Annotated in this window: 23 protein-coding genes; 10 read left to right on the top strand and 13 right to left on the bottom strand. The window is 64.6% G+C overall.

Annotated elements, in window-relative coordinates:
* Positions 1 to 58: 58 nt before the first annotated feature.
* The 4 genes from OQE62_RS08825 to pilG form a co-directional block, all read right to left on the bottom strand.
* Positions 59 to 2,203: a methyl-accepting chemotaxis protein gene (locus OQE62_RS08825; RefSeq protein ID WP_265721655.1), complete on the bottom strand. Its 2,145-nt coding sequence runs from the start codon at positions 2,201 to 2,203 to the stop codon at positions 59 to 61.
* 175 nt (positions 2,204 to 2,378) lie between these two features.
* The gene (locus OQE62_RS08820) at positions 2,379 to 2,921 is read right to left on the bottom strand and encodes a chemotaxis protein CheW (protein ID WP_265721654.1); all 543 of its coding nucleotides are present in this window, start codon (positions 2,919 to 2,921) and stop codon (positions 2,379 to 2,381) included.
* Positions 2,922 to 2,937: 16 nt separating this feature from the next.
* Entirely contained in the window at positions 2,938 to 3,300 is a 363-nt protein-coding gene (pilH, locus tag OQE62_RS08815) for a twitching motility response regulator PilH (RefSeq protein ID WP_265721653.1), read from the bottom strand.
* 284 nt (positions 3,301 to 3,584) lie between these two features.
* Positions 3,585 to 3,980 (bottom strand): twitching motility response regulator PilG, encoded by a 396-nt coding sequence (gene pilG, locus OQE62_RS08810; protein WP_265721652.1) that lies wholly within the window; start codon positions 3,978 to 3,980, stop codon positions 3,585 to 3,587.
* Between the two features lie 348 nt (positions 3,981 to 4,328).
* Here pilG and gshB point away from each other — a divergent pair, with 348 nt between their 5' ends.
* The 8 genes from gshB to OQE62_RS08770 all read left to right on the top strand — a co-directional run bounded on the left by gshB (position 4,329) and on the right by OQE62_RS08770 (position 12,017).
* Entirely contained in the window at positions 4,329 to 5,285 is a 957-nt protein-coding gene (gene gshB / locus OQE62_RS08805) for a glutathione synthase (RefSeq protein WP_265721651.1), read from the top strand.
* Positions 5,286 to 5,354: 69 nt separating this feature from the next.
* The gene (locus OQE62_RS08800) at positions 5,355 to 6,263 is read left to right on the top strand and encodes an energy transducer TonB (protein WP_265721650.1); all 909 of its coding nucleotides are present in this window, start codon (positions 5,355 to 5,357) and stop codon (positions 6,261 to 6,263) included.
* A 42-nt stretch (positions 6,264 to 6,305) separates the two neighbouring features.
* Positions 6,306 to 6,890, top strand: a complete 585-nt coding sequence (locus OQE62_RS08795; protein ID WP_265721649.1) for a YqgE/AlgH family protein — start codon at positions 6,306 to 6,308, stop codon at positions 6,888 to 6,890.
* 167 nt (positions 6,891 to 7,057) lie between these two features.
* The gene (gene ruvX, locus OQE62_RS08790; protein WP_265721648.1) at positions 7,058 to 7,510 is read left to right on the top strand and encodes a Holliday junction resolvase RuvX; all 453 of its coding nucleotides are present in this window, start codon (positions 7,058 to 7,060) and stop codon (positions 7,508 to 7,510) included.
* 78 nt (positions 7,511 to 7,588) lie between these two features.
* Positions 7,589 to 8,506 (top strand): hydroxymethylbilane synthase, encoded by a 918-nt coding sequence (hemC, locus tag OQE62_RS08785; RefSeq protein ID WP_265721647.1) that lies wholly within the window; start codon positions 7,589 to 7,591, stop codon positions 8,504 to 8,506.
* A 3-nt stretch (positions 8,507 to 8,509) separates the two neighbouring features.
* Positions 8,510 to 9,283 (top strand): uroporphyrinogen-III synthase, encoded by a 774-nt coding sequence (locus tag OQE62_RS08780; protein ID WP_265721646.1) that lies wholly within the window; start codon positions 8,510 to 8,512, stop codon positions 9,281 to 9,283.
* A gap of 128 nt (positions 9,284 to 9,411) precedes the next feature.
* The gene (locus OQE62_RS08775) at positions 9,412 to 10,779 is read left to right on the top strand and encodes a uroporphyrinogen-III C-methyltransferase (protein ID WP_265721645.1); all 1,368 of its coding nucleotides are present in this window, start codon (positions 9,412 to 9,414) and stop codon (positions 10,777 to 10,779) included.
* Positions 10,776 to 12,017 (top strand): heme biosynthesis HemY N-terminal domain-containing protein, encoded by a 1,242-nt coding sequence (locus OQE62_RS08770; RefSeq protein ID WP_265721644.1) that lies wholly within the window; start codon positions 10,776 to 10,778, stop codon positions 12,015 to 12,017. Before OQE62_RS08775 ends, OQE62_RS08770 begins: the two co-directional genes overlap by 4 nt.
* Positions 12,018 to 12,020: 3 nt before the next feature.
* Here OQE62_RS08770 and OQE62_RS08765 read toward each other — a convergent pair whose 3' ends face one another.
* A complete protein-coding gene (locus OQE62_RS08765; protein WP_265721643.1) occupies positions 12,021 to 12,203 on the bottom strand; it encodes a DUF4177 domain-containing protein in 183 nt (60 codons plus the stop codon).
* A 217-nt stretch (positions 12,204 to 12,420) separates the two neighbouring features.
* Between OQE62_RS08765 and OQE62_RS08760 the strand changes: the two genes are divergently transcribed.
* Positions 12,421 to 13,431, top strand: coding sequence for an alpha/beta fold hydrolase (locus OQE62_RS08760; RefSeq protein ID WP_265721642.1), 1,011 nt, complete (start codon positions 12,421 to 12,423; stop codon positions 13,429 to 13,431).
* 24 nt (positions 13,432 to 13,455) lie between these two features.
* Here the strand turns inward: OQE62_RS08760 and OQE62_RS08755 are convergent, their stop codons facing one another.
* Complete coding sequence (locus tag OQE62_RS08755; RefSeq protein WP_265721641.1) at positions 13,456 to 15,318, bottom strand: serine hydrolase domain-containing protein; 1,863 nt, start codon at positions 15,316 to 15,318, stop codon at positions 13,456 to 13,458.
* A gap of 176 nt (positions 15,319 to 15,494) precedes the next feature.
* Between OQE62_RS08755 and OQE62_RS08750 the strand changes: the two genes are divergently transcribed.
* A complete protein-coding gene (locus OQE62_RS08750) occupies positions 15,495 to 17,558 on the top strand; it encodes a winged helix-turn-helix domain-containing protein (protein ID WP_265721640.1) in 2,064 nt (687 codons plus the stop codon).
* Here OQE62_RS08750 and OQE62_RS08745 read toward each other — a convergent pair.
* The 7 genes from OQE62_RS08745 to rdgB all read right to left on the bottom strand — a co-directional run bounded on the left by OQE62_RS08745 (position 17,555) and on the right by rdgB (position 24,182).
* Positions 17,555 to 18,040 (bottom strand): GNAT family N-acetyltransferase, encoded by a 486-nt coding sequence (locus tag OQE62_RS08745; RefSeq protein WP_265721639.1) that lies wholly within the window; start codon positions 18,038 to 18,040, stop codon positions 17,555 to 17,557. The two genes, OQE62_RS08750 and OQE62_RS08745, sit on opposite strands and share 4 nt — an antisense overlap.
* A 39-nt stretch (positions 18,041 to 18,079) precedes the next feature.
* Positions 18,080 to 19,546, bottom strand: a complete 1,467-nt coding sequence (ubiD, locus tag OQE62_RS08740; RefSeq protein WP_265721638.1) for a 4-hydroxy-3-polyprenylbenzoate decarboxylase — start codon at positions 19,544 to 19,546, stop codon at positions 18,080 to 18,082.
* 144 nt (positions 19,547 to 19,690) lie between these two features.
* On the bottom strand, positions 19,691 to 19,960 hold the full coding sequence (locus OQE62_RS08735) for an RNA recognition motif domain-containing protein (RefSeq protein WP_265721637.1): 270 nt from the start codon (positions 19,958 to 19,960) through the stop codon (positions 19,691 to 19,693).
* Positions 19,961 to 20,192: 232 nt separating this feature from the next.
* A complete protein-coding gene (gene rho, locus OQE62_RS08730; protein ID WP_265721636.1) occupies positions 20,193 to 21,452 on the bottom strand; it encodes a transcription termination factor Rho in 1,260 nt (419 codons plus the stop codon).
* A 374-nt stretch (positions 21,453 to 21,826) separates the two neighbouring features.
* Positions 21,827 to 22,150, bottom strand: a complete 324-nt coding sequence (gene trxA, locus OQE62_RS08725; RefSeq protein ID WP_265721635.1) for a thioredoxin TrxA — start codon at positions 22,148 to 22,150, stop codon at positions 21,827 to 21,829.
* A 159-nt stretch (positions 22,151 to 22,309) separates the two neighbouring features.
* Positions 22,310 to 23,569 (bottom strand): radical SAM family heme chaperone HemW, encoded by a 1,260-nt coding sequence (gene hemW, locus OQE62_RS08720; protein ID WP_322746567.1) that lies wholly within the window; start codon positions 23,567 to 23,569, stop codon positions 22,310 to 22,312.
* On the bottom strand, positions 23,562 to 24,182 hold the full coding sequence (rdgB, locus tag OQE62_RS08715; RefSeq protein WP_265721634.1) for an RdgB/HAM1 family non-canonical purine NTP pyrophosphatase: 621 nt from the start codon (positions 24,180 to 24,182) through the stop codon (positions 23,562 to 23,564). Before rdgB ends, hemW begins: the two co-directional genes overlap by 8 nt.
* Positions 24,183 to 24,311 lie beyond the last annotated feature (129 nt).

Here is a 24,311-nt window from a genome sequence, read left to right as displayed (position 1 = left end):
CAGGGCCGGAGCCGTCGCGCTCCGCCCCCCATTCTTCCGCCGAACGGCATTTGGCAAATCAGGCCAGAGCCCGGTCTTCGCGGTTGTCCGGCGACTCGGTGTCGTCGCTGTCGAGCAGGGAGAATTCCCCCTCGCCCATCTCCGGCAGCTCCACGTCGTAGAGGTCGCCGCCGTCTTCCGCGGTTTCCTGTTCCGGCAGTTTGAAGCCGGCGACGGAGTCGCGCAGGGTGGATGCGGTCTGCGCCAGGTTACCAATGGACTGGGCGGTGGCCTGGGTACCGGCAGAAGTCTGCGAGGTAATCTCCTGAATCACGTTCATCGTGTTGGAGATGTGGCCGGCGGAGGAGGCCTGCTGACGCGCGGCGTTGGAGATGTTCTGAATCAGCGCGGCCAGGTTGGTGGATACGCCTTCAATTTCCTCCAGTGCAACACCGGCGTCCTGGGCCAGGCGGGCACCGCGTACCACCTCGGTGGTGGTCGCCTCCATCGACACCACCGCCTCGTTGGTGTCCGACTGAATCGCTTTTACCAGGCCTTCGATCTGCTTGGTGGCGGCGGCGGAACGTTCCGCGAGGCGCTGTACCTCGTCCGCAACCACGGCGAAGCCGCGGCCCGCGTCGCCGGCCATACTCGCCTGGATGGCGGCGTTCAGGGCGAGGATGTTGGTCTGGTCGGCAATGTCGTTAATCAGGCTCACGATGTCACCGATTTCCTGCGAGGATTCGCCCAGGCGCTTGATCCGCTTGGAGGTGTCCTGGATCTGCTCGCGGATGGTGTCCATGCCCTTGATGGTGTTCTGTACCACCTTGGCGCCGTTACCGGCAATCTGTACCGAGCGCTCCGCCACCTGGGCCGACTCGGCGGCGTTGGCAGATACCTGGTCGATGGTCACGGCCATTTCGTTCACCGCCGCGGAAGCGCCGGCGATTTCCTGCGCCTGGTGTTCGGAGGCCTCGGCCAGGTGCAGGGCGGTCTGCTGGGTTTCCTGCGACAGGCCGGACACTTCCTGGGCCGCACCATTGATTCGCGACACCAGGATCCGCAGTTGGTCGACGGTGTAGTTGATGGAGTCGGCGATGGCGCCGGTGAAGGCCTCGGTTACCGTGGCGGTGGTGGTCAGGTCACCGTCGGCCAGGTCGGCCAGCTCGTCCAGCAGCTGCATAATCGCCTGCTGGTTGCGCTCGTTGGTGTCGGACTCTTCGCGCAGGCTGCGGCGGGTACCGGAGAAGGCTGCGATCATCATGCCGAAGATCAGCAGTACGAACACGGCGGCGATGATGGCGATGGTCTGGTTGTTCGGCTGGCGCTCGCCGGACAGGTTCACGATGCGGTCGTTGAGCGCATTGAGGGATTCCAGCAGTTGCGGCGAGGAGGCGAGGATACCGTCGGTAGCCTGGCGGGTGGCAAACAGTGCCGGGGTCGCCTCGAAAATCTCGCGCACCGAGGAGCTCACGAACTCGAACAGTTCGGTAATCTCCTCCAGGGACTGGCGGGCCTCGTCGTCGGTCACGCGGGATATCCCCATGACCACGTCGCCACTCTTCATGCCCTCGACGACTTTACCGAACAGGCTGGCGTCGGTGTTGAACTGGTCCGCGGCCTCTTCCGCATTGGCCCCGCCCTGCAGCATCTTATCGATGTTCCGGCCGATACGCTCGGCGCGCCACACCTGCAGCTGCGCCTGCTCCACCTGGTTGGCCGGGGCGTTGTTGGCCAGCAGGATTTCCACGATGTTGTTGTGCTCGGCCTGTAGTTCCGGCAGCGAATCGTTCAGGGTACTCGCCACATCGTTCAGGAAGATGATCGAGTCCTTGTTACCGAGAATGGTATCGGCCTGCTCGCGCAACTGGCGCCACACCTGGCCGTAGGCAGCCAGCTCGTCCTCCATTGCGCGGCGGGTGCCCTCATCGGCGCCCTGCAATTCGCTCCAGGTCTGGCCCATATCGTCGATGACCGTCTCCAGCTCTGCGAAAGCGTCCTCGTCACCGGCAGTGGCTGCCGGCGCGTGGGACACTACCTGGTAGGCCAGTGCGCGCAGCTCCGCGACCTGCTGCAGATACTCTTTATCCTTGTCGCCCTGGGTCTGGACCAGGTAGATACTGACAATCAGCCCCGCCAGTGTGGCGAGTACCAGCAGACCCATAAACAGCGCCGCGGGATTACTGCGCAGCGCGGAAAAGGAACTCTGGGAGCCTGTTTTCATAGTTTACTCCTGGCGGACCTGTACTCCAGGCCAATTCTTTTTTATCACCACTCAATGAACGCTTCGCCCGACGCAGTCCTCGGTGTCACTGTGTCGCTGTGCAACCGGGGTTACACAGCGCATGACTGCGCGGAATTTTTCCCGTAGCGGGAAGTCACAAATGCCGCGGGCACTGTCAGTGCGCCGCGGCATCCATAAACTGAAAGTCGTTGATCAGCGCCAGCATGTCGAACACCAACCAGCGTCCCTGCTGCAACTCGAACTGCCCGTTAACCATCGGGGCAAACGGCTCCAGCAGATCGCCCGGTGCGTGCCGGGCGTACTCGACGGCCAGGTGCTGCATACCGTACAGCTCATCGACGATCAGGCCCACGTAGACCTTTTCGTGCTCGACCACCAGCACCCGGCGCTGCTGGCGCTGGCTGCGCAGGCTGCCGCCGAAGAAGGCCGCCAGATCGAAGATCGGCAGCAGGCGGCCGCGCACATTGGCCACCCCCCGCACCCAGGGCTGGGCGCCGGGTATGAAGGTGTACTGGGGCACTTCCAGCAGCTCCACCACTTCGTCCATCGCGGCGACGAAGCGGTGGCCCAGCAGGGAAAAGCCGATACCGGTCCAGTAGGGTTTGATCTCCTGGCGCCCGGGCAGGCCGGCGGCCTGCGCCTTGGCGCGCCTGGCGATATCGACCAGTGCGAGATAGGGAGTCTGTCTTGACTGCACTGAACTTGCGGCTGGCCTAGGCCAACACCTCCTCGATGGTTCCCAGCAGTTTGCCCTCTTCAATCGGCTTGGTCAGGTAGGCGCGCGCACCCTGGCGCATGCCCCAGACCCGGTCGGTGTCCTGGTCCTTGGTGGTCACGATGATGATCGGGATACCACTGGTCCCGTCGCCCTTGCTCAGCTGGCGGGTCGCCTGGAAGCCGTTCAGGCCGGGCATCACGATATCCATCAGGATCACATCGGGGCGCTGTTCGCGCGCCACGTCGACACCATTTTCCCCGCTGGCCGCGGCGAGCACCGCGTGGCCGTTCTTTTCCAGGATGGTGGTCAGCTTGTGTGTTTCGGTTGGCGAGTCGTCAACAATCAATACTCTTGCCATTTGTCCCCCGCGACATTTCTCCTCCGCAAAGCGCCGCTCGCGGCAAACTGCTACGGACATGGTTGTCTTTTTATCGGCGGGCCGCCGAGCCGAATCGGCAACGCCCGCTCACCCTTGCTTGATTTTCATACCACCCGGCCCGGTGAAGCACAGACAGGCTCTGGATGTTTATCGCGCCGCCACCGGATTGCAGCAACGGGCGCGAACCATTCTACGCCAGTCACCTCGACAAAGTCACAGCACACTGCCCCCACCGGTAGCAAAACACCGACCGGCGTCGGCATTCAGGCCGCGTGGTGCGGCTTGGCGTGCTCGGAAATAGCGCCCAGCAATTCGCTTTTGCTGAACGGCTTGGTCAGATACTGATCACACCCGACCACACGTCCCTTCGCCTTGTCGAACAGGCCGTCCTTGCTCGAGAGCATCACCACCGGCGTGGAGCGGAATTCGCTGTTGTTCTTGATCAGCGCGCAGGTCTGATAGCCGTCGAGACGCGGCATCATGATATCGACGAAGATGATATCCGGGCGCGAATCGGCGATTTTTGCCAGCGCATCGAAACCATCTGTGGCGGTGACGACAGTACAACCGACTTTCTGCAGCAATGTCTCTGCAGTGCGACGAATAGTCTTGCTATCGTCGATCACCATCACCGTCAGGCTTTCCCAGTTGAGCTCCATAGTATTGTTGAATCCCCTGTTTACTTATTTTCGGGCACCGTTTTCCGAAGTGTCAGAAGTGCCCTTTCTGCAACCACTTTCAGGGTCTGGGCGCCTCGGATGACGTCGAGGTCGCACATAAGTACGAACTTTTATCACAGAACCCAAAGTGAATCTACCGAAGGCGGGAAGCGGACTACATTGCTGTACAAATAGTCGCCAAAGTTCGAGGCAACGGATGGGGATGAGGGAAACTGCTCACTATTTCACCGCGCAATTTCACCACCAAACAGTTGCGCAGCCGCGGGGCAACTCTTACCTTACCTGCCTGACATTCCACTTGTTTTTCGACCCAGCACGGAACCCGCCATGAGTTATTCCCTCGGCGTGGTGATGGACCCCATCGCCCGGATACATTTTAAGAAGGACACCACTCTCGCGCTGTTACAGGCCGCACAGCAAAGCGGTTTCGAACTGATTTATTTCGAACAGGGCGACCTCTACCTGTCCGACGGCCGCGCCATGGGGCGCGGCCGCCCGCTGCGGGTGTTCGACGATCCCCAGCACTGGTTCGAGCTGGGCGAGGTGGCGGAAATGCCGCTGGGCGATGTCGACACCCTGCTGATGCGCGTGGACCCACCGTTCGACAACGAGTTTCTCTACTCCACCTACATACTGGAAGCCGCCGAGCGCGACGGTGCACTGGTGGTAAACAAACCCCAATCCCTGCGCGACTGCAACGAAAAACTGTTCGCCACCCAATTCCCCCAGTGCTGCCCGCCGCTGATCGTCAGCCGCGACATGCAGCGACTGCGCGCTTTTCACGGCGAGCACAAAGACGTGATCTTCAAGCCACTGGACGGCATGGGCGGCAGCGGCATCTTCCACTGCAAACCCGACGGCGCCAACCTGGGCGCAATCCTGGAAATGCTCACCGAACGCGGCGGCCGGCAGATCATGGGCCAGCGCTATATCCCCGAGATCAAGGCGGGCGACAAGCGCATCCTGATCGTCGACGGCGAGGCCGTGCCCCACTGCCTGGCGCGGATTCCGGAAGCGGGTGAGACTCGCGGCAACCTGGCCGCCGGCGGCCGCGGCGAGGCGCGCCCGCTGAGCGACCGGGACCGCTGGATCGTCGAACAGGTGGCGCCTTCCCTGAAAGAAAAGGGATTGCTGTTTGTGGGACTCGATGTAATCGGCGACTACCTGACCGAAATCAACGTCACCAGCCCCACCTGCGTACGCGAGATCGACGCCGCCTGCGGCACCGATATCGGCGATCAGCTGATGCGCGCGATCACAGACCGGCTCGAGCAAAGGGGGTAAACTAGGCACAGGATTCAACCGCACTCAGAACGGACGGCGCGGAAGCAGAGAAGTAGCCAATAACGAACAATGAACCCGACCGCCAGCAGCTCACCGCAACAGGCCGCGCAACACGACCGCTTCGTGTTCGCACTGTTTGTCGCCTGCGCCTTTCACGCCATGCTCATTTTCGGCGTGGCCTTCACCGCGCCCGACGACCGGCGGGCGCCACCCACCCTCGAGGTCACCCTGGCCCAGCACCACAGCGCCCGCGCACCGGAAAACGCCGACTACCTGGCGCAGCACAACCAGCAGGCCAGCGGCAGCGCCGAGACACCGAAAGAGCTATCCACCAACCGCCACGCCGAGATCGCCGACACCGCGATACGCGAAATCAATCCACTGCCACAGCAGCGGGCCGCGCGCCCGGCGGACCAGCGCCGCCAACTGGTCACCACCATCGGCGACAGCCCGCAACAGGCGCCGGAACTGCCGGCGGAAGACAAGCCGTCGGAGGAAAAGCGCGGCGACGCCCCCAGCGACCTGCCGCAATCCAACCCGGAAGTGGCCAGCCTGCAGGCACGCCTGGACAAGATCCGCCAGACCATCGCCCAGCGCCCGCGGGTGCGGCGCCTCACCTCGGTGGCCACCAAGGCCTCCGCCGACGCCGCCTACCTGCACGACTGGCGCCAGAAGGTGGAGGCCGTAGGCAACGACAACTTCCCGGAGGAGGCCCTGCAGCGGCAGATCACCGGCAGCCTGCGCCTGATGGTGCGGCTGCTGCCCACCGGTGCGGTGGAAAAGGTGGTGATCCTCGACTCCTCCGGCGAGCGGGTGCTGGACGACGCCGCCCGGCAGATAGTGCGGCTGGCCGCCCCCTTCGCGCCCTTCCCTGCGGAGATACGCAAAGAGGCAGACCGGCTGGAGATCATCCGCACCTGGCGCTTCGAGATGACCGGCTTCTCCACCGCCGCCGGCGAGGCACCCGGTCGCGGCTGAAACCGGGCAGCGAAAAGCCCCGGCGCAAATTAGACTACCGCTATGCAACACCCGAACATCGACAGTGACCTGACCCACACCGGCCTGCGCGGCCAGTTCCTGCTGGCCATGCCCGGCATGGAGGACCCACGCTTCCGGCATACCATCGCCTTCGTCTGTGAACACAGCCCGGAGGGCGCCATGGCGATCGCCATCAACATCCCCAGCAAGGTCCACTGGAAACAGGTTTTCGACCAGCTGTCGCTGGAGGACCTGAGCCTGCGCGGTGACGAGACGGTACTGCTGGGCGGCCCCGTGTCCCCGGAGCAGGGCTTCGTACTGCACGGTGCCGGCGCGCGCTTCGATTCCACCCTGGAAGTGAACGGGGACATCAGCCTCACCGCCTCCCGGGATATCCTCGAGTCCCTGGCCGCCGGCCGCGGCCCCGACGACGTGCTGGTGGCACTGGGCTACTCCGGCTGGGGGCCCGGCCAGCTGGAGGAGGAGCTGGCGGACAACGCCTGGCTGACCCTGCCGGCGGAACCGGAGATCCTCTTCGCCACCCCCTGGCACAAGCGCTGGCAGACCGCCGCCGCCCGCCAGGGTATCGATATGAGCGGGCTGGGTGCTCAGGCGGGACACGCTTAGAGTCGTTTGACTCTCCAGTAGGGCCGGGAGGGTATCGCTTTCCGGGACTGTCGGCGAGAGGGACCTCGCCGACAAGCCTACAGGGAGGTATTTACGGCGTGCTCCAGAAAGCGATACCGGCCCGGACCTGCACCGGACTTTGAAAATCTTCAAACAGGGATTTGGGAGTGCCATTGAGCAGCAATAAACCCACCACCGCCCTCGCCTTCGACTTCGGCACCCGCTCCATCGGCACCGCCTTCGGACAGAGCCTCACCGGCAGCGCCCGCGAACTGCAGCCACTGCCGGCCAAAGACGGCAAACCCGACTGGAATCGGGTGCAGAAACTGCTCGACGAATGGCAGCCCCACACCCTGCTGGTGGGCCTGCCGCTGAACATGGACGGCAGCGAGAGCGAGTTCGGCGCCCGCGCGCGCAAGTTCGGCCGGCGCCTGCACGGCCGCACCGGCCTGCCGGTGGAATATGTCGACGAACGCCTCAGCACCCGCGCCGCCAAGGAGGAGGCCCGCGAGCGGGGCCACCGCGGCAACTACGCCGACGACCCGGTGGATTCCATCGCCGCGCGGATTATCCTCGAGGACTGGCTGCGTTCCCGGAGCCTGGAAACCGGGGACGGATGACAGAAATCCCACCCGGACAAGGCACAGCCAGCCCCCGGTGTTAGAATCCCCCAGCCATTTCCCAATCGACAGAGCCCTATGCCCATCGACCGCATCCGCATCGCCACCCGCCAGAGCTCCCTGGCCCTGTGGCAGGCCAACTACGTCAGGGACCACCTGGAGCGCCTGCATCCGGGCCTGACCGTCGAGCTGCTGCCGCTGACCAGCCGCGGCGACCAGCTGCTGGATATCCCGCTGGCCAAAGTGGGCGGCAAGGGCCTGTTCGTGAAAGAGCTGGAGCGGGCGATGCTGGACGGCGAGGCGGATATCGCCGTGCACTCCATGAAAGACGTACCCATGGAATTCCCCGACGGCCTGCACCTGCCGGTGATCTGCGAGCGCGAAGACCCGCGCGACGCCTTTGTGAGCAATCACTACGCCGACCTGGACGCACTGCCCGCCGGCGCCGTGGTGGGCACCTCCAGCCTGCGCCGGCAGTGCCAGGTGCTGGCGCGGCGCCCGGACCTGGAAGTGAAATTCCTGCGCGGCAACGTCAACACCCGCCTGGCCAAGCTGGACCGCGGCGACTTCGATGCCATCGTGCTCGCCTCCGCCGGCCTGCTGCGCCTGGAGATGCGCGAACGTATCCGCCAGTTCCTGCCCCCGGAAATCCTGCTGCCCGCCGGCGGCCAGGGCGCCGTGGGAATCGAGTGCCGCCGCGACGGGTCACTGGAAGCCCTGCTGCAACCGCTGCACTGCGAGGCCACCGCCGCGCGCCTGCTGGCGGAACGCGCCGTGGTCCGCCGCCTCGACGGCAGCTGCCAGGTGCCCATCGGCTGCTACTCCGAACTGGACAACGGCGAGCTGTGGCTGCGCGGCCTGGTGGGCGACCCGGACGGCAGCACCACGGTGCGCGCCGAACGCCGCGGCCCCGCCGCCGACGGCGAGGCCATGGGCATCGACCTGGCCGAGGAACTGCTGGCCTCCGGCGCCGACAAGATTCTCGCCAGTATCTGAACCGTGTCTGTGCTGGCCGGCAAACGCATTCTCGTCACCCGCCCCGCACAGCGGGCCGGGACCTGGTGCGCACTGCTGCGCGACGCCGGCGCGGCGGTGGACCATATCCCCATGCTGGCCATCGAGCCCATCGACAGCGGCGCGCCGCTGCAGACCATCAAGAAGCGGATCCTCGATTTCGACCAGTTCGATCGCGCCATCTTCGTATCGCAGAACGCCGTGGAGTTCGGCTGTGACTGGCTCGATACCTACTGGCCGCAACTGCCCATCGGCCCCCGCTACTACGCCATCGGCGCCGCCACCGCCCGCGCCCTGGACGAGCGCGGCATCGACTGCGAGCGCGGCGGCGACACCATGGACAGCGAGGCGCTGCTGTCGCTGCCGGAACTGCAAAAGATCGACGGCGAGCGGGCGCTGATCTTCCGCGGCAGCGGCGGCCGCACCCTGATCGGCGACACGCTGCGCGGGCGCGGCGCTCGGGTGGATTACTGCGAACTCTACCGACGCCTCCTGCCCCCAGAGGCGTTGCAGCAACTGCAAGACTACAGCGCCCGGGCGGACGCCATCGCCGTGCACAGCGGCGAAACCCTGGCCAACCTCGCCCACTGCATAGAGCGCAGCGGGCGCACGGCACTGTTCGCCATACCCCTGGCCTGTCCCAGCGAGCGCGTCGCCGAGCGCGCGCGGACACTCGGCTTTGCCCGCCCCCAGGCGGCCCGGAACGCCGGCGACAGCGCCATGCGCGCCGCACTGGAAACGGCGCTCGCGCGATACTAGCCCGGGTCCACGCCGGATTCGCCGCCCGTTAAAGGTAAAATATTTCAAAAGCGCGCCACACATCGTATAAAGCGTGCCGCCAGTCGCTATAATTTGACGACATTTTCTACTCCCTGCCAGCCGCGCCCATGACTGACGATAAATCCAAAGACACCGGCAAATCGCAACAGGCCACCGCCCAGGACAAGGCGGAAGCCAAAAGCAACTTCGCCAAGGCCGCAGAGGAAAAGAGCGGCAAGACCGCGAAGGCGGGCAAGTCGGCGCCGCGGAAAAAAAGAGGCGGCTGGCTGTGGCTCCTGCTGCCGCTCGCCCTGCTGGGAGCCGCCGGCACCTGGGCCTGGTTCCAGTGGCCCCAGGCCCGGGAACTGGCGAACCGCCACCTGGACTTCCTGCCCGGCGTGCCGTCCGAGGAGACAGGGCAACCGGCGCCCCGCCAGACCACAACCGACGCCGGAACCCGCAAACCGGAGACGCCCGCCGCGGAACCGGAAGCGCCCGCGGCCGAAACCCAGCCGCCAACCCCGGAGCCGCAAGCGCCGCAATCCGGCGAACCGCCGACATCGCCCGGCACCGCGGGCGCCCTGGAAGCCCAGGAGCGGGCCAACGCCGCCCTGCGCAACCAGCTCCGCCGGCAAAAGCGCAGCATCGCGCAACTGCAGCAGCAGCTCGCCGAACTGCAGCGGGACGTCACCGCCCAGGGCAACCGCCTGGGCGAACTGGGCAATATCGGCCGCGAGGACTGGCAGCTTGCCGAGGCCGACTACCTGCTGCGGCTGGCCAACCAGCGCCTGCTGATGGAGCGCGACAGCCGCGCCGCACTGGGCCTGCTGGAAGAGGTGGACACCATCGTCCGCCGGGTGGACCTGCCCGATCTCTACGGCGTACGCCGACAACTGGCCCGGGATATCACCGCGCTGAAACTGGTGGACAATATCGACCGCGACGGGATCTACCTGCGCCTGCGCGCCCTCGAGGAGCAGCTGCTGCGCTCCAGCATCCAGCCGGAATTCGACCTGGCCGGCTCCGACGACGGCGCCGGTGATCGCGAGGAAGCCGCGGCCGACGCCAGTCCCTGGCAACGCAGCCTGGACAACTTCAGCGAATTCATGCGCGACGCCGTCCGCATCCGCGACGGCGATATCGACCCGGTGCTGCTGTCGCCCCAGAGCGAGACCCGCTACCGCCAGAGCCTGCGCCTGAATCTGGAGCAGGCCCAACTGGCACTGATGCGCGAGGACACCACCGTCTACAGGGACGCGCTGGAGAGCGCCCGGCGACTGTTACTGGAATACGGCATCGCCAACAACCAGCGCGACGTGCTCGCGCGGGAGCTGCAGGAACTGGAGCAGACCACCATCGAGGCCGACCTGCCCAGCCTGGCCGCCTCCCAGAGCGCCCTGCACAACTATATCGAGCGACTGCACAAAACCGGCGGCGACAGCCCCGAAAACGACGATCCGGACAGCGCAGAGGCGCCGGGGAGTGAATCACCGTGAAACGCTTCCTGTTTGCGGCGCTGGCCTTCCTGCTGTTCGGCGCCTTCCTGGCGGAGATGATCCGCAGCTACCCCGGCTACATGCTGCTGGCCGTGGGCGGCAAGCGCATCGAAATGAATCTCTGGGTGGCGGTCGGCGCACTGGCGGCGGGGCTGCTGCTGTTGTTCGTCGCCATCTGGCTGTTGCGCAGCCTGCTGCGCGGTATCGGCGGCGGCGTCAGCCGCATCCGCTTCGGCCGCCAGCGGGTCGCGCGCCGGCGCCTGACCAGCGGCCTGGTGGAATTCATGGAGGGCAACTGGTCCCGCGCCCGCCGACAGTTGCTGAAAAGCGCCCCGCGCTCCGAGGCGCCGCTGATCAACTACCTGGCCGCAGCGCGCAGCGCCTTCGAACTCGGCTACCGGGACGAGGCCAACGAACTGCTGGCCAAGGCCGAAACCAGCGGCGAAGACACCCGCCTGGCAGTCGCGCTCAGCCAGGCGCGCATGCAACTGCTGGACAAACACTACGAGCAGTGTATCGCCAGCCTCGAGCGCGCCAAGCAGGTGGAGCCCCGACACCCGGCGCTGCTGCAACTGCTGAAACAGGCCTACTACCGCCTGGGCGACTGGAACGGCCTGCGCGAACTCCTGCCGCAACTGGAAAAGCACTCCAATATGCGCCAGGAAGAGTTGCAGCAACTGGAGCTGGAGGTCTACCAGCACCAGCTCCGGGACGCCACCAGCCGGCGCGATGTGGAGAAATTGCGGGAAGTCTGGCAGAGCCTCAGCGGCCGCTGGCAGCGCAACCTGGAGCTGCGCTGCCTCTACGCCGAGCAGCTGCATGAGATCGGCGACGACGGGGAAGCGGAAAAACAGCTCCGCTGGGTACTCAATCGCGAGTGGCGCCCGCAGATGGCGCGCCTCTACGGCTGCCTCACCGGCGCCGACGCCGCCGCCCAGCTGACCGTCGCCGAGGGCTGGCAGAAGGAGTACGGCGAAAACGCCGACCTCCTCACCTGCCTGGGCCGCCTGTGCTTGCAGAACCAGCTGTGGGGCAAGGGGCGGCAGTATTTCGAGAAAAGCCTGCTGCTGCGCTCGGACCCGGCCACCTCCGCCGAACTGGCGCGGCTGTTACACGCGCTGGGCGAGAAGGAGCAGGCGGCGGAACTCTACCGGGAAGGGCTGATCCAGGCCGTGGCCGACCTGCCGCAGCTTCCGCTGCCGGGGCGGGAAAAGCCGCTGCTCAAAACCGGCAGCTGACGGCTACTCGTCGCGCTCGAGCAGCAGGGTGCAGGACATCACCTGGCCGACCAGGTTGGTGTTATTCACCACCTGCTCCACCCGCCAGCCATCGCGGTTCAGCTCGACAATTTTTTCGTTGAGCGCAGTCAGATCCACCTGGCTATGCCAGAAACTGCGTTTGCGGAACTCGACAATCTTCTGCATTGGCACTCCCTTTGCTTGAATCCCTCCGGGTGCGACGGACGCACAGCCATTTGCGATCGGCGCGGTCAATCGCGCGGACCGCTGTTGATACTATCGGGAAGCGCAGAATTCAAGCCACTCTTATTTCCAACTCAAGTTTCGGAGTTCCAAATGCTTTTCGATCCCACAAGCCGAAACTAAACCCCGAAACTTGAGTTTCTAATTTCCGGGAGACACCATGTTGTCAGGTATACGCCGCCTGTTCGCCGCAGGCCTGTTACTGGCGAGCCCCTTCGCCGCCGGCGAAGTCGATATCCAACCGCAGGATGCGATGCTGAGCGACTACCAGTACCCCTACCCGGTACAGCAGTTTCCGCTGCAGTCGCAGCAACAGCACCTGACCATGGCCTATATGGATATCCCGCCGTCCTCGTCGCAGAAACCCCGCGGCACCGTCCTGCTGCTGCACGGCAAGAATTTTTCCGGTGCCTACTGGAAAGACACCGTCGAGGCGCTGGCGGCACAGGGCTATCGCGTGATCGCGCCGGACCAGATCGGTTTCGGCAAATCCAGCAAGCCGGTGCCCTTTCAATACAATTTCCACGCCCTGGCTGCCAATACCAAAGCCCTGCTGGAAGAGCTGGAAATTAACCGTGTCAGCGTTGCCGGCCACTCCATGGGCGGTATGCTGGCGAGCCGCTTCGCGCTGATGTATCCGGACACGGTGGAGAAGCTGGTGCTGGTCAACCCCATCGGCCTGGAAGACTGGAAACGTTTCGTCCCCTACCAGCCTCTGGACGAGACCCTGGCCGGGGAGATGGCGCAGACTCCGGAAAAAGTGAAAAGCTACATGACCCACGCCTATTTCGACGGCGAGTGGCAAGATAAATACGCTCCGCTGCTCGACCTGCAGGCGGGCTGGGCCGCGGGGCCGGACGCCGGGCACATCGCCAGGGTCGACGCCCTGACCTCGGAGATGGTGTTCACCCAGCCGGTACTCTACGAGTTCCCCGATATCGAGGCGCCGACACTGCTGATCATCGGCACCCGCGATCGCACCGCCATCGGCGCCGGCCGTGCACCGGAATCGGTACGCGCAAAACTGGGGCGCTACGACCGGCTGGGCGGGAAAACCGCGGAAGCCATTCCCGACGCGCAGCTGGTAGAGCTGGACGATATCGGCCATGTACCACAATTCGAGGATTTCGACCGCTATATGGCCGCGTTCAACGACTTCCTGCAACAGTAGCGCCGCGACATCCGCGCCGGGCCTTCAGGCCCAGAGCCGGATGCCGATCACACCGTAAGAGAGCAGGTACAACCCCACCAGCAGGTTGAGCAGGATCAGGACCGTGGAGTGATATTTCACGAAGCGGTTCATCCGGCTCGACCGGTAGCGAAACCACACCCACAGACTCCACAGGGCGCAGACGAAAAAGGCGATGCTGCCGGCGAACACCAGTAGCGTCGGCAGGCTGAGGCGGCCAGCCAGCGCATAGGGCACGGGGCTGGCCATGGCCATTTTCACCCCCAGCAGCGCCGCGAGCAGGCCCGACAGGGTCAGCAGCGGCCAGGCCCGCATTGCGATGGCACCGCCCGGGCGGATTTTGCCGAGCCAGTAGCGCGGCAGCCAGATCGGCAGGAACCCCAGTCCGACGACGGCGCAGACGAACCAGGAAACGGCCAACAGCGGCGGCCCGTAGGCCCCGACGGCACCGACCTTTTCCAGCGCCTGCGGGCCGTAGTGCAGCAGCTCACCCGCTGCGGGATCCCGCACCCGCACCAGCGCCACCCTGCCGGTGCTCTCCTGCAGAAAACCGCCGCCCGCTGCAGGCACCAGTTTGCGGGGCGGCATTCCCAACAGCGGTCCGATGGTGGCACTGTCGCCGCGCACATTCACCGTCCAGGGCACCAGGTCGGCGAGGAATTCCGCAGACTGCATCGCCGGGTTGGCGACGCGGTAGTGGCCACTCAGGGACCGGTCGCCCCCGGTAATTTTTCGCTCCGCAGCGACCGGCTCCACGGTATGATTGCGGGTCACAAAATCGGCCAGCAAGCGGTGTATTTCCGCCGCCACCGGACCGCTGCCGTTCGCCAGCACGATATGGGCAATGCCCATTTGCGGCTGGTAGGCGAGCAGCGCACTGGCCCCCGGCAGGCCACCCTCGTGGCCGCGAAACACCACGCCGTTGCGGTGGAAGGAATTGTTGCCGAGTCCCTGGGACACCTGCAGCCCCGCTTTCGCGGCGAGCGTCTGTGTCGGCGTTTCGCCGCGCCGGATGGATTCCGCGGACAGCAGCCGCGTCCCGCCGATGCGCCCACGATCCAGCAGCATGCGCGCGAAGCGCTGCATATCGTTCAGGCTGCTGTGCATTCCCCCGGCCGCGCGGTTATTGAGATGCCAGTAGGGCAGCTCGCGGCCGCCGTGATACTGCCCGGCCGCATTGCTGCGGTAGTCGTCGCTGTAATAGTAGCCGCTCGCTTCCATTCCCAGCGGTTCGAAAAACTGCTCCCGCACGTAATCCTCGTAACTGTCCGCACCGGATACTTTCTCGACGATATAGGCGGCCACCAGCGGCCCGGTATTGTTGTAGGCGGTGCGACTGCCCGGCGCCCAGCGGGACCGGCGCGAGTGCGGATGCAGCGCCAGCGCCTCGCGGATGGATAGCGGCCTGCCGTCACTGCCGATCTGCTCGGCGAAATGCGGCGCATCCCAGCCACTGCTGTGATTCAGCAGGTGTACCAGGCGCAGGGGGTGATTCGACTCCCAGGGATTGTCGAATTCGATTTCCGGGGCCAGGGCCGCGACCCTGTCGTCCAGGCTGAGCCGCCCCTGCTCCTGTAATCGCAACACCGCGAGGCTGACGAACATCTTCGAGATGGAGGCGATGCGAAAGCGGGTGTCCACCGTGACCGACCGTTGCACATCGATATCCGCCATCCCGGCGGTGTGTTGCCAGACTTCGCCGCCGGGTTTCAGCAGTGCCACGGCGACTCCGGGCGCTCCCCGCCGCTCCCTCACCCCGTCGATGGCCGCCGCCAGTTGCGACAGGCTTTCAACCGGTGGCGTCGGAGCGGGCCGGGCCGAGACGGGCAGTGCAAAGAGCAATACCAACAGTGGGATCAGTCGACGCATTTCGGGTTCCTTCTCAATATCGAATGGATAGGTCGCTGCCGCTGGAACAGCGCCTGTGTTTTAATAACCCGGAATATCGCGCCGCCGGCCGGCGGGCAAAGAAAGCTTTGTGAAGAACTGTGACGGGTGCCTGTGATTCCCTGTTCACAGGCGACCATATGAACTAACGCATTGATGTGAAAGAGAAAAATAAAAAGGCCCGGGAAGGCTCGCCCCCTTTCCGCATCGGCGAATTCCTGTTCGATCCGACATCCGGCCGGCTCTGGAATAGCGGCAGCGACACGGCGACCCGGCTGGAACCCCAGGTGGTCGAGTTCCTGGCGCTGCTGGTCCGCCACGCCGGTGAAGTGGTCGGTCGCGAGCAGATCGACCGGGAGATCTGGCCCGATCGCGTGGTCGGCGACGACGCCGTGCGGGCCATGGTCCGGAAGCTGCGCGACGCACTCGGGGACGATGCCCGCAATCCGCGCTATATCAGAACCCTGCCGCTGAAGGGATACGCGATGATCGCTCCCTGCCGGGAAACGCGCCCAAGTCGCTATCGCGGCCCGCGCCGCGGAGTAGTCGCTGCAGCCGCCCTGGTGGCGGCGCTGCTCACAGCTGCCGGCCTGCTGTGGGGCCGGTTTGCCGAAGAACCCGGCTCCCCCGCCACCGTCGAGCCCCTGACCCAGCTGTCCGGCTCCGAGCTCAGCCCCGATTTCAATTCCGTCACCCGCAGGCTGCTGTTTTCACACCGGGCCAACAAGGACGATCTGCTGCAGCTCTATACCAAGAATCTCGACAGCGGTCGGGTGCAGCGACTGACCTGGGACGCTGCCAACTACGCCAACGCCCACTGGTCGCCGGACGGCGACGAGCTGGTCTACACCCGCAGCGTTGCCGGGGAAAGACAGCACTTCCTCGCCCGCTTCGATCCGCGGACGGGCATCCGGGCCCCGCAAACCCTGCCGACCGCCGCCACCGCCGACAAGTACCTGCTCGGCTGGTCCAGGGCAGAGCGCGCCGTTTACCTGAAGGACGAATACCGCCCGCAACTGCCCCAGGGTATCTGGCGGCTGCAGTTGGACACCGGCGATATCGAGCAGCTCACTGCACCCAATGTCGGCGGCGTGGGCGATTTCTTCGCCCGGGAATCCGGGGACGGCGCTATGCTGGCGCTGCTGCGCGGTGTGGAACCGGGAAAACGGGAGCTGCTGATCGTCGACAATCCCACCGGTAGCCTGCTGCACAGCCGCATATTGCCGGGGCATCCCGACAGGCTCGCCTGGCGTGCGGATGGCGGGAGCCTGGTGCTGTCCAGCTTCGACGGCGAGCTGCTGGCATATCACCTGGCGGAAGACGACTTCACGGCCCTGAATAACCCCAGCCGCACTATCAACGACGCCTTCTTCCAGTGCGGTCCCGACTGCTATCTGATGCGGCGACACAACGGCAACTTCCTCGACCTGCAGGAAGCACCCGATCCGTTCGACGGCGGGCCACTGATGTCCACCGATCACTTCGACCTGCCCGGCGCCGAGGACTTTCCGCTCTACAGCGCCGACGGCGAGAGCCTGTATTTCGTCTCGCGCCGGGAGGATGCGGTGCTGCTGCAGCGACAGAGTGACAAGGCGGGCACGGAGACGACTCTGTCCCTGCCGGCGGCGGCCAGGGTCCGATCACTCGCCATAGACCCGGACGACACCTACCTGACCGGGCTTGTCGACAAACGCGTTTTCCTGTTCGATCTCGCGGCGCGGCAACTGCGCTACCTGACGACGGAGATGGACCTCGCCGGCCCGCCCGGCTGGAGTGCCGACGGTACCGCCGTCCTCTACTCGAAAAGCGAAAAGGGAAAACCCACCCTCTACCGCCACGAGATCGCGGGCGACCGGCAGACAGCGCTGATTGCCGGCTATACCGCCGCACAGGCAGTGGCGGGCTCGCAGATGCTGGCGGTGGACACCGAGCGCCGCGCCTGGCTGATCGACAGGGGCGCGGCGGTGCGCCAGGTCGCCACCCTGCCTTCCGCAATCCCCAACCGCTGGCAGGTGCACCGGGGCTGGCTCTACTACACGGAACACAGCGGCAACGACGCCTATATGACCAGGGTGCATCTACAGAGTGGTGAAACGCAGCGGAAACTGCTGGCGAAGAACCGCTTCCGCCTCAATTTCGATTTGCACCCGGACGGCGCGCGCATGCTCGCCGTGCGCTCACTGCTGGCGGAGAGCAACCTGGTCCGGGTCTCTTTCGATTAATCCGCCGCGGCCAGATCCCGCAGCGCCTGCCCGGTCAGGCGATAGCCGATCCACTCGCTCTGCGGCTCCGCCCCCAGGGATTCGTAGAAATCGATCGCCGGCCGGTTCCAATCCAGCACGCTCCACTCGAAACGGCCGCAGTCCCGCTCCACGGCGATCTTTGCCAATTGCCTGAGCAAAGCCTTGCCGGCGCCGGAGCCCCGCGCGTCGGGAGTCACGTAGAGATCCTCCAGGTAGAGGCCGTTTTTCCCCAGCCAGGTGGAGTAGTTGAAGAAGTAGACCGCGAAGCCGATCGGCTCGCCATCGCGCTCGCAGATCAGCGCATGGGTAGTGGAAGTCTCGCCGACAATGGACTCGGCGATCATCTGCTCCGTGGCCCGGACTTCGTGTTCGGCCTTCTCGTAGACCGCCAGCTCCCTGACAAAGCGCAGGATCAGTGCTGCGTCTGCGACATTTGCTTCCCGTATGGATAACTCCGACATAAATACTCCCACAGAACCGGCGGCTACAATTGACACCTGTTACTCCAGACCCAACTCGGGCCAGAGGTCGTCGATACGCTTGACCACCTCCGGGTCCCGTTCGATGGGCCGACCCCACTCGCGGCTGGTCTCGCCCGGCCATTTGTTGGTGGCATCCAGGCCCATTTTGGAACCCAGGCCGGACACCGGCGAGGCGAAGTCCAGGTAGTCGATGGGGGTATTTTCCACCGTCACCGTGTCGCGCACCGGGTCCATGCGAGTGGTCATGGCCCAGATCACATCCTTCCAGTCACGCGCGTTGACGTCGTCGTCGGCGACGATCACGAACTTGGTGTACATGAACTGGCGCAGGAAGGACCAGACCCCCATCATCACCCGCTTGGCGTGGCCCGGGTACTGCTTTTTCATGGTGACCACGGCCAGGCGGTAGGAGCAGCCCTCCGGCGGCAGGTAGAAGTCGACGATTTCCGGAAACTGCTTTTTCAGGATGGGCACGAAGACTTCGTTCAGCGCCTCGCCCAGTACCGCCGGCTCGTCCGGCGGGCGTCCGGTGTAGGTGCTGTGGTAGATGGGGTCTTTGCGGTGGGTGATCTTTTCCACGGTGAACACCGGGAAGTGTTCCACCTCGTTGTAGTAGCCGGTGTGATCGCCGTAGGGCCCCTCTGCGGCGGTGTCGTCCGGATGGATAAAGCCCTCCAGTACATACTCGGCACTGGCCGGTACCTGCAGGTCGCTGAGGGTGGCATCCGCGACTTCCGTCTTGTCGCCGCGCAGCAGGCCGGCGAAGGCGTATTCCGACAGGGTATCCGGCACCGGTGTCACGGCGCCGAGAATCGTGGCTGGGTCGGCCCCCAGGGCCACGGCCACCGGGCAGGGTTTGCCCGGATTCTCGCGGCACCAGTCGCGGAAATCCAGGGCCCCGCCGCGGTGGGACAGCCAGCGCATGATCAGCCGGTTGCGGCCGATCAGTTGCATCCGGTAAATACCCAGGTTCTGTCGCTTCTTCTCCGGCCCGCGGGTGACCACCAACGGCCAGGTAACCAGGGGCGCGGCATCGCCGGGCCAGCAGGTCTGGATCGGCAGCCGGTTCAGGTCCACGTTGTCGCCGGTGATTTCCACCTGCTGGCAGGGCGCCGCACCGACCACCTTCGGCCCCATATTCAGCACCTGCCTGAACACCGGCAGCTTCTCCCAGGCGTCGCGCAGGTTCTCCGGCGGCTGCGGCTCCTTGAGGAAGGCGAGCAGCTCGCCCACTTCGCGCAGCTCACCGACACTCTCGCGACCCATGCCCAGGGCTACCCGTTCCGGGGTACCGAAGAGGTTGGCGAGTACCGGGGTCGCGGAACCCACCGGGTTTTCAAACAGCAGCGCCGGGCCGCCGGTGCGCAACACGCGGTCGGCGATCTCGGTCATTTCCAGGTTCGGGTCTACGGGCTGGGAGATGCGCTTTAACAGGCCTCGCTTTTCCAGCAGCCGGATAAAATCGCGCAGGTCTTTGTATTTCATACGGGCACAGGGTCAGGGAATCAGTGCGCAGTGTAAAAGACAAAACGGGGAATGGCACCCCGGATCGGGGAGCAGAGGGGGAGGCGGTTTGTAAAACGGCTGCGGCGGGTGCCGCAGCCGTTAAATTCTCAAGCTGCCGGCAGCTTAGAAACGGGGGCGACGCGGACGATCTTCGCGCGGCTTGGCTTCGTTAACACGGATGTTACGGCCAGACAGCGGCTTGTCGTTCATTTCTTCGATCGCCTGACGCGCTTCGTCGTCATTCGGCATTTCTACGAAACCGAAGCCTTTAGAGCGGCCAGTCTCACGGTCGGTGATTACGGTAGCCCGAGAGATTTCTCCGAATTCGCCGAATGCTTCGTGCAGTTCGTCGGAGGTTACCGCGTAGGCCAGATTTCCAATATAGATATTCACAAAAAGTTCTCACTAGATACGTGGGCTGTCGTGCAGTCACAAATGGATAACCAGCTCCACCAGATCATCCACCTGAGATTGGCCCCTCGCGGGAAAACCCTGGGCCAATTCGGTCGGGCGTCGTCTGTACACATCCGGCGCCACAATGTGGAACTTTATATGCCGAAAGACTCGCCTTTGCAACGGAATTCGACGCAAAACCGACAATTCCGCCGCCATTACAAAATGGAATTTATTTCCGTTTCATGGACAGGAAGAATTCGTCGTTGGTCTTGAAGCCCTTCAGCTTGTCGATCAGGAACTCGGTCGCGGCCATATCTTCCATATCGTGCAGCAGCTTGCGCAGGATCCAGACCCGCTGCAGTTCGCCCTCCGGCATCAGCAGCTCCTCGCGGCGGGTGCCGGAGCGGCGCACGTTGATGGCCGGGTAGATACGCTTCTCGGCGATCTTGCGGTCCAGTTGCAGCTCCATGTTGCCGGTGCCCTTGAACTCCTCGAAGATCACCTCGTCCATCTTCGAGCCGGTGTCCACCAGCGCGGTGGCGATGATGGACAGGCTGCCACCCTCCTCGATGTTGCGCGCCGCGCCGAAGAAGCGCTTGGGGCGCTCCAGCGCATGGGCGTCCACACCGCCGGTCAGCACCTTGCCGGAGCTGGGCACGGTGGTGTTGTAGGCGCGCGCCAGGCGGGTGATGGAGTCCAGCAGGATCACCACGTCCTTCTTGTGCTCCACCAGGCGCTTGGCCTTCTCGATCACCATCTCCGCCACCTGTACGTGGCGCGCCGGCGGCTCATCGAAGGTGGAGGCCACCACCTCGCCGCGCACGGAGCGCTGCATCTCGGTAACCTCTTCCGGGCGTTCGTCGATCAGCAGCACGATCAGGTGGCACTCGGGATTGTTGCGGGTGATGGCCTGGGCCATGTTCTGCAACATGATGGTCTTGCCCGCCTTGGGTGGCGCCACGATCAGGCCGCGCTGGCCCTTGCCGATGGGGGCCACCAGGTCGATGATGCGGCCGATCAGGTCTTCGGAGGAGCCGTTGCCACATTCGAGGGCCAGGCGATCGTTGGGGAAGAGGGGGGTGAGGTTTTCGAAGAGGATCTTGCTGCGCGCGTTTTCGGGCTTGTCGAAATTGATCTCGGCGACTTTCAGCAACGCGAAGTAGCGTTCGCCCTCCTTCGGTGGCCGGATCTTGCCGGCAATGGAGTCACCGGTGCGCAGGTTGAAGCGCCGGATCTGGCTGGGCGAGACGTAGATATCATCCGGGCCCGCCAGGTAGGAGGAGTCGGCGGATCGCAAAAAACCAAAACCGTCCTGGAGAATTTCGAGAACGCCGTCACCGTAGATGTCTTCACCGCTTTTGGCGTGGCGCTTGAGGATATTGAAGATGATGTCCTGCTTGCGCGAGCGGGCCAGGTTCTCGAGGCCCATGCCTTTGGCGATTTCAATCAGTTCTTCAATGGGTTTGGTTTTTAATTCGGAGAGATTCATACCAATTGCTTTATTGAGGTTTCGTTGTCAATTGGCGCGGACGCGCCGAAACATTTGAGGAGGGGTTGGAAATATGACAAAAATCGCTTTTCCGCCGTGACGGTTACCGCAATGCCGGCTCCTCCCGTTTGCACAACGCTCATGGGAGCTCACAAACCGCGCTGTGCCAGCCATCAGCTGGGCAGCTCTGAAGCGGAAAGTTCAACTCGAGGAGTTTGCGCGCCGGGGATGGTCAATGACCGTGCGGAGGGGCGTCTTCAGTCAGCTCGTCGTCGCTAGTTTGATATCCGACTCGTCTGAATAGTTTCAAGATATCAGGCAGTATAACGGCAGTTCGCCATCCTGCAAAGGAAAATCGCAGGATGGCGACGACTTTACAGCTGGCTGTCGATGAACTCGGTCAGTTGGGCACGGGACAGAGCGCCCACCTTGGTACCTTCTACATTGCCGCCCTTGAACAGCAGCAGGGTCGGGATACCGCGGACATTGAACTTGGCCGGGGTTTCCTTGTTGGCATCCACGTCCACTTTGACGATTTTCAGCTTGTCGCCGTATTGACCCGCCAGATCCTGCAGCACCGGAGCGATCATCTTGCAGGGGCCGCACCACTGCGCCCAGAAGTCCACCAGTACCGGACCTTCGGCCTTCAGGACCTCGGCTTCGAATTCGGCGTCAGTTACGTTGACGATCTCGCTCATATTGCTTTCCTGTTCTCTGGTTACTCTAGGTTGCCCGCGATCGCGGACCGGGCGGGCGTATCGCGACATCATAAGGACAGCCGCTCCCCGCCCGCAAGGGCGTTTCCCGGTAAATGGGGCCGCTTGCGACGGCTTTCAAGGCCCGCCGATCACCGCACTTCAGGGCTGCTCCAGGAATCGCTGCAGTATCTCGTCGATATAGTCGAAGCCGAAGGGCGTGGCCGCGATCCGCTCCGCCAGCGGCTGCACCAGTTCCATCGCCTCCAGCGCCGGCCAGTGCCGCCGGAGCGGGTCCAGCGGCAGACCGGTGTGGCGACCGAAAGCCGCCAGCGGCACGCCGTCCACCAGCCGCAGGGCATTCATCAGGAATTCCAGCGGCCGTTCCCGGCGCTCGATATCCTCGGTATGCGGTGGCACCAGCTCGCTGTGGATCAGTCCCGCGCCTTTCTCCGCGACCCCGAGATAGTGGCGCGGCGCGCGGGTGCGTCGGCTGCGCATTATCCGCGCCGTTCCGTCCGCTGAGGGCTCCGAAAGCAGCGTGACCTTGCCGTGGGCCCCGGCGCCGATACCCAGGTAGTCGCCAAAGGACCAGTAGTTCACATTGTGCCGGGATTCCAGGCCGGCGGGACTGTAGGCGGACACCTCGTAGCGGGCGTACCCCTGCGCCGCCAGGTAATCGCGGCCGTGGTCCTGCATGGCGGCGACCAGTGCCGAACCGGGGGTAACCGGCGGCGCGTTGTAGAAAGCGGTATTGGGCTCGATGGTGAGCTGGTACCAGGAGAGGTGCTCCGGGCCCAGCGCCACCGCCCGCTGCAGGTCCTCCAGCGCCTCGTCCTCAGTCTGCCCGGGCAGGCCGTGCATCAGGTCCAGGTTGATATTGTCGAAACCGGCGCGGCGCGCCATCTGCAGGGCGCCGGCGGCCTCGTCGCCGCTGTGGATGCGGCCCAGGTTCTGCAGCTGGCGTGGGTCGAAGCTCTGTACGCCGATGGACAGGCGATTGACCCCGGCCGCGCGGTAGCCGGCGAACTTCTCCTGTTCGAAGGTGCCGGGGTTGGCCTCCAGGGTGATCTCGATATCCGGCGCGAAGCCCACCAGCCGCTCCGCCGCCTCCAGGATCGCGCCGATGGCCGCCGGCGAAAACAGGCTCGGCGTGCCGCCGCCGAAAAAGATCGATTCCAGCCTGCGACCCTGCACCCAGGGCAACTGGCTGCGCAGGTCGCGGCACAACTGATCGACGTACTCCCGCTCCGGCAGACCGTACTCCGCCGGCCCCGCACCCACCGAATCGTGGGAGGCTGCGTGAGCGCCCGCTGCGACTTGGTGAGAATTGAAGTCGCAATAGGGACACTTGCGCACACACCAGGGGATATGCACATAGAGCCCCAGCGGTGGCAGCGCCATCGCCGCGACGTCAGTCAAGGTCCGTTCCGCCCTGCATCTGCTCGCGCCACAGCCCGGAGAACTGCTGCACCGCCCGGGCGCGGTGGCTGATCCGGTTCTTTACTTCCCGCGACAGTTGCGCCGAGGTCATGCCTTGGGACTCGATATAGAACAGCGGGTCGTAACCGAAGCCCCGCTCTCCGGCGGGCTCGCGCAGGATGCGGCCGCTCCAGCGGGCGCTGCATACCAGCGGCACCGGATCCACGGCACTGCGCACGAACGCCAGCGCGCAGTGAAAACTGGCGCCGCGCCGGGCATCGGGGATTTCCGCCAGCGCCTGCAGCAGCTTGCGGTTGTTGTCGGCGTCATCGGCACCGGCACCGGCGTAGCGCGCCGAGTAGATCCCCGGCACGCCGCCGAGCGCATCCACGGCCAGGCCGGAGTCGTCCGCCAGTGCCGGCAGGCCGCTGAAACGACTGGCGTGGCGCGCCTTGATCAGGGCGTTTTCGATAAAGCTGAGGCCGGTTTCCTCCGCCTCCGGCGTGTCGAACGCCGACTGGGGGACTACTTCGACATCCCAGTTGGCAAAGAGCTGGGAAAACTCCCTGAGCTTGCCGGCATTACCGCTGGCGAGGACGATTTTTTTTGGCATATCACATCGTTGGAAAGGGGGTTGGCGGCCCGCGGGACAGTGAGAGGTGCAAGGCTCCGGGATCGCGGCTTTGCCGTCCCCCGTTCCTCTCCCAAGGGGAGAGGGGAGCCATTGTCCCGAGCTCCGAAA

It is taken from the genome of Microbulbifer halophilus, from assembly GCF_026183675.1.
GTDB classification, from domain to species: Bacteria; Pseudomonadota; Gammaproteobacteria; order Pseudomonadales; family Cellvibrionaceae; genus Microbulbifer; species Microbulbifer halophilus.
This window is presented reverse-complemented; position numbering and strand designations above follow the sequence as displayed.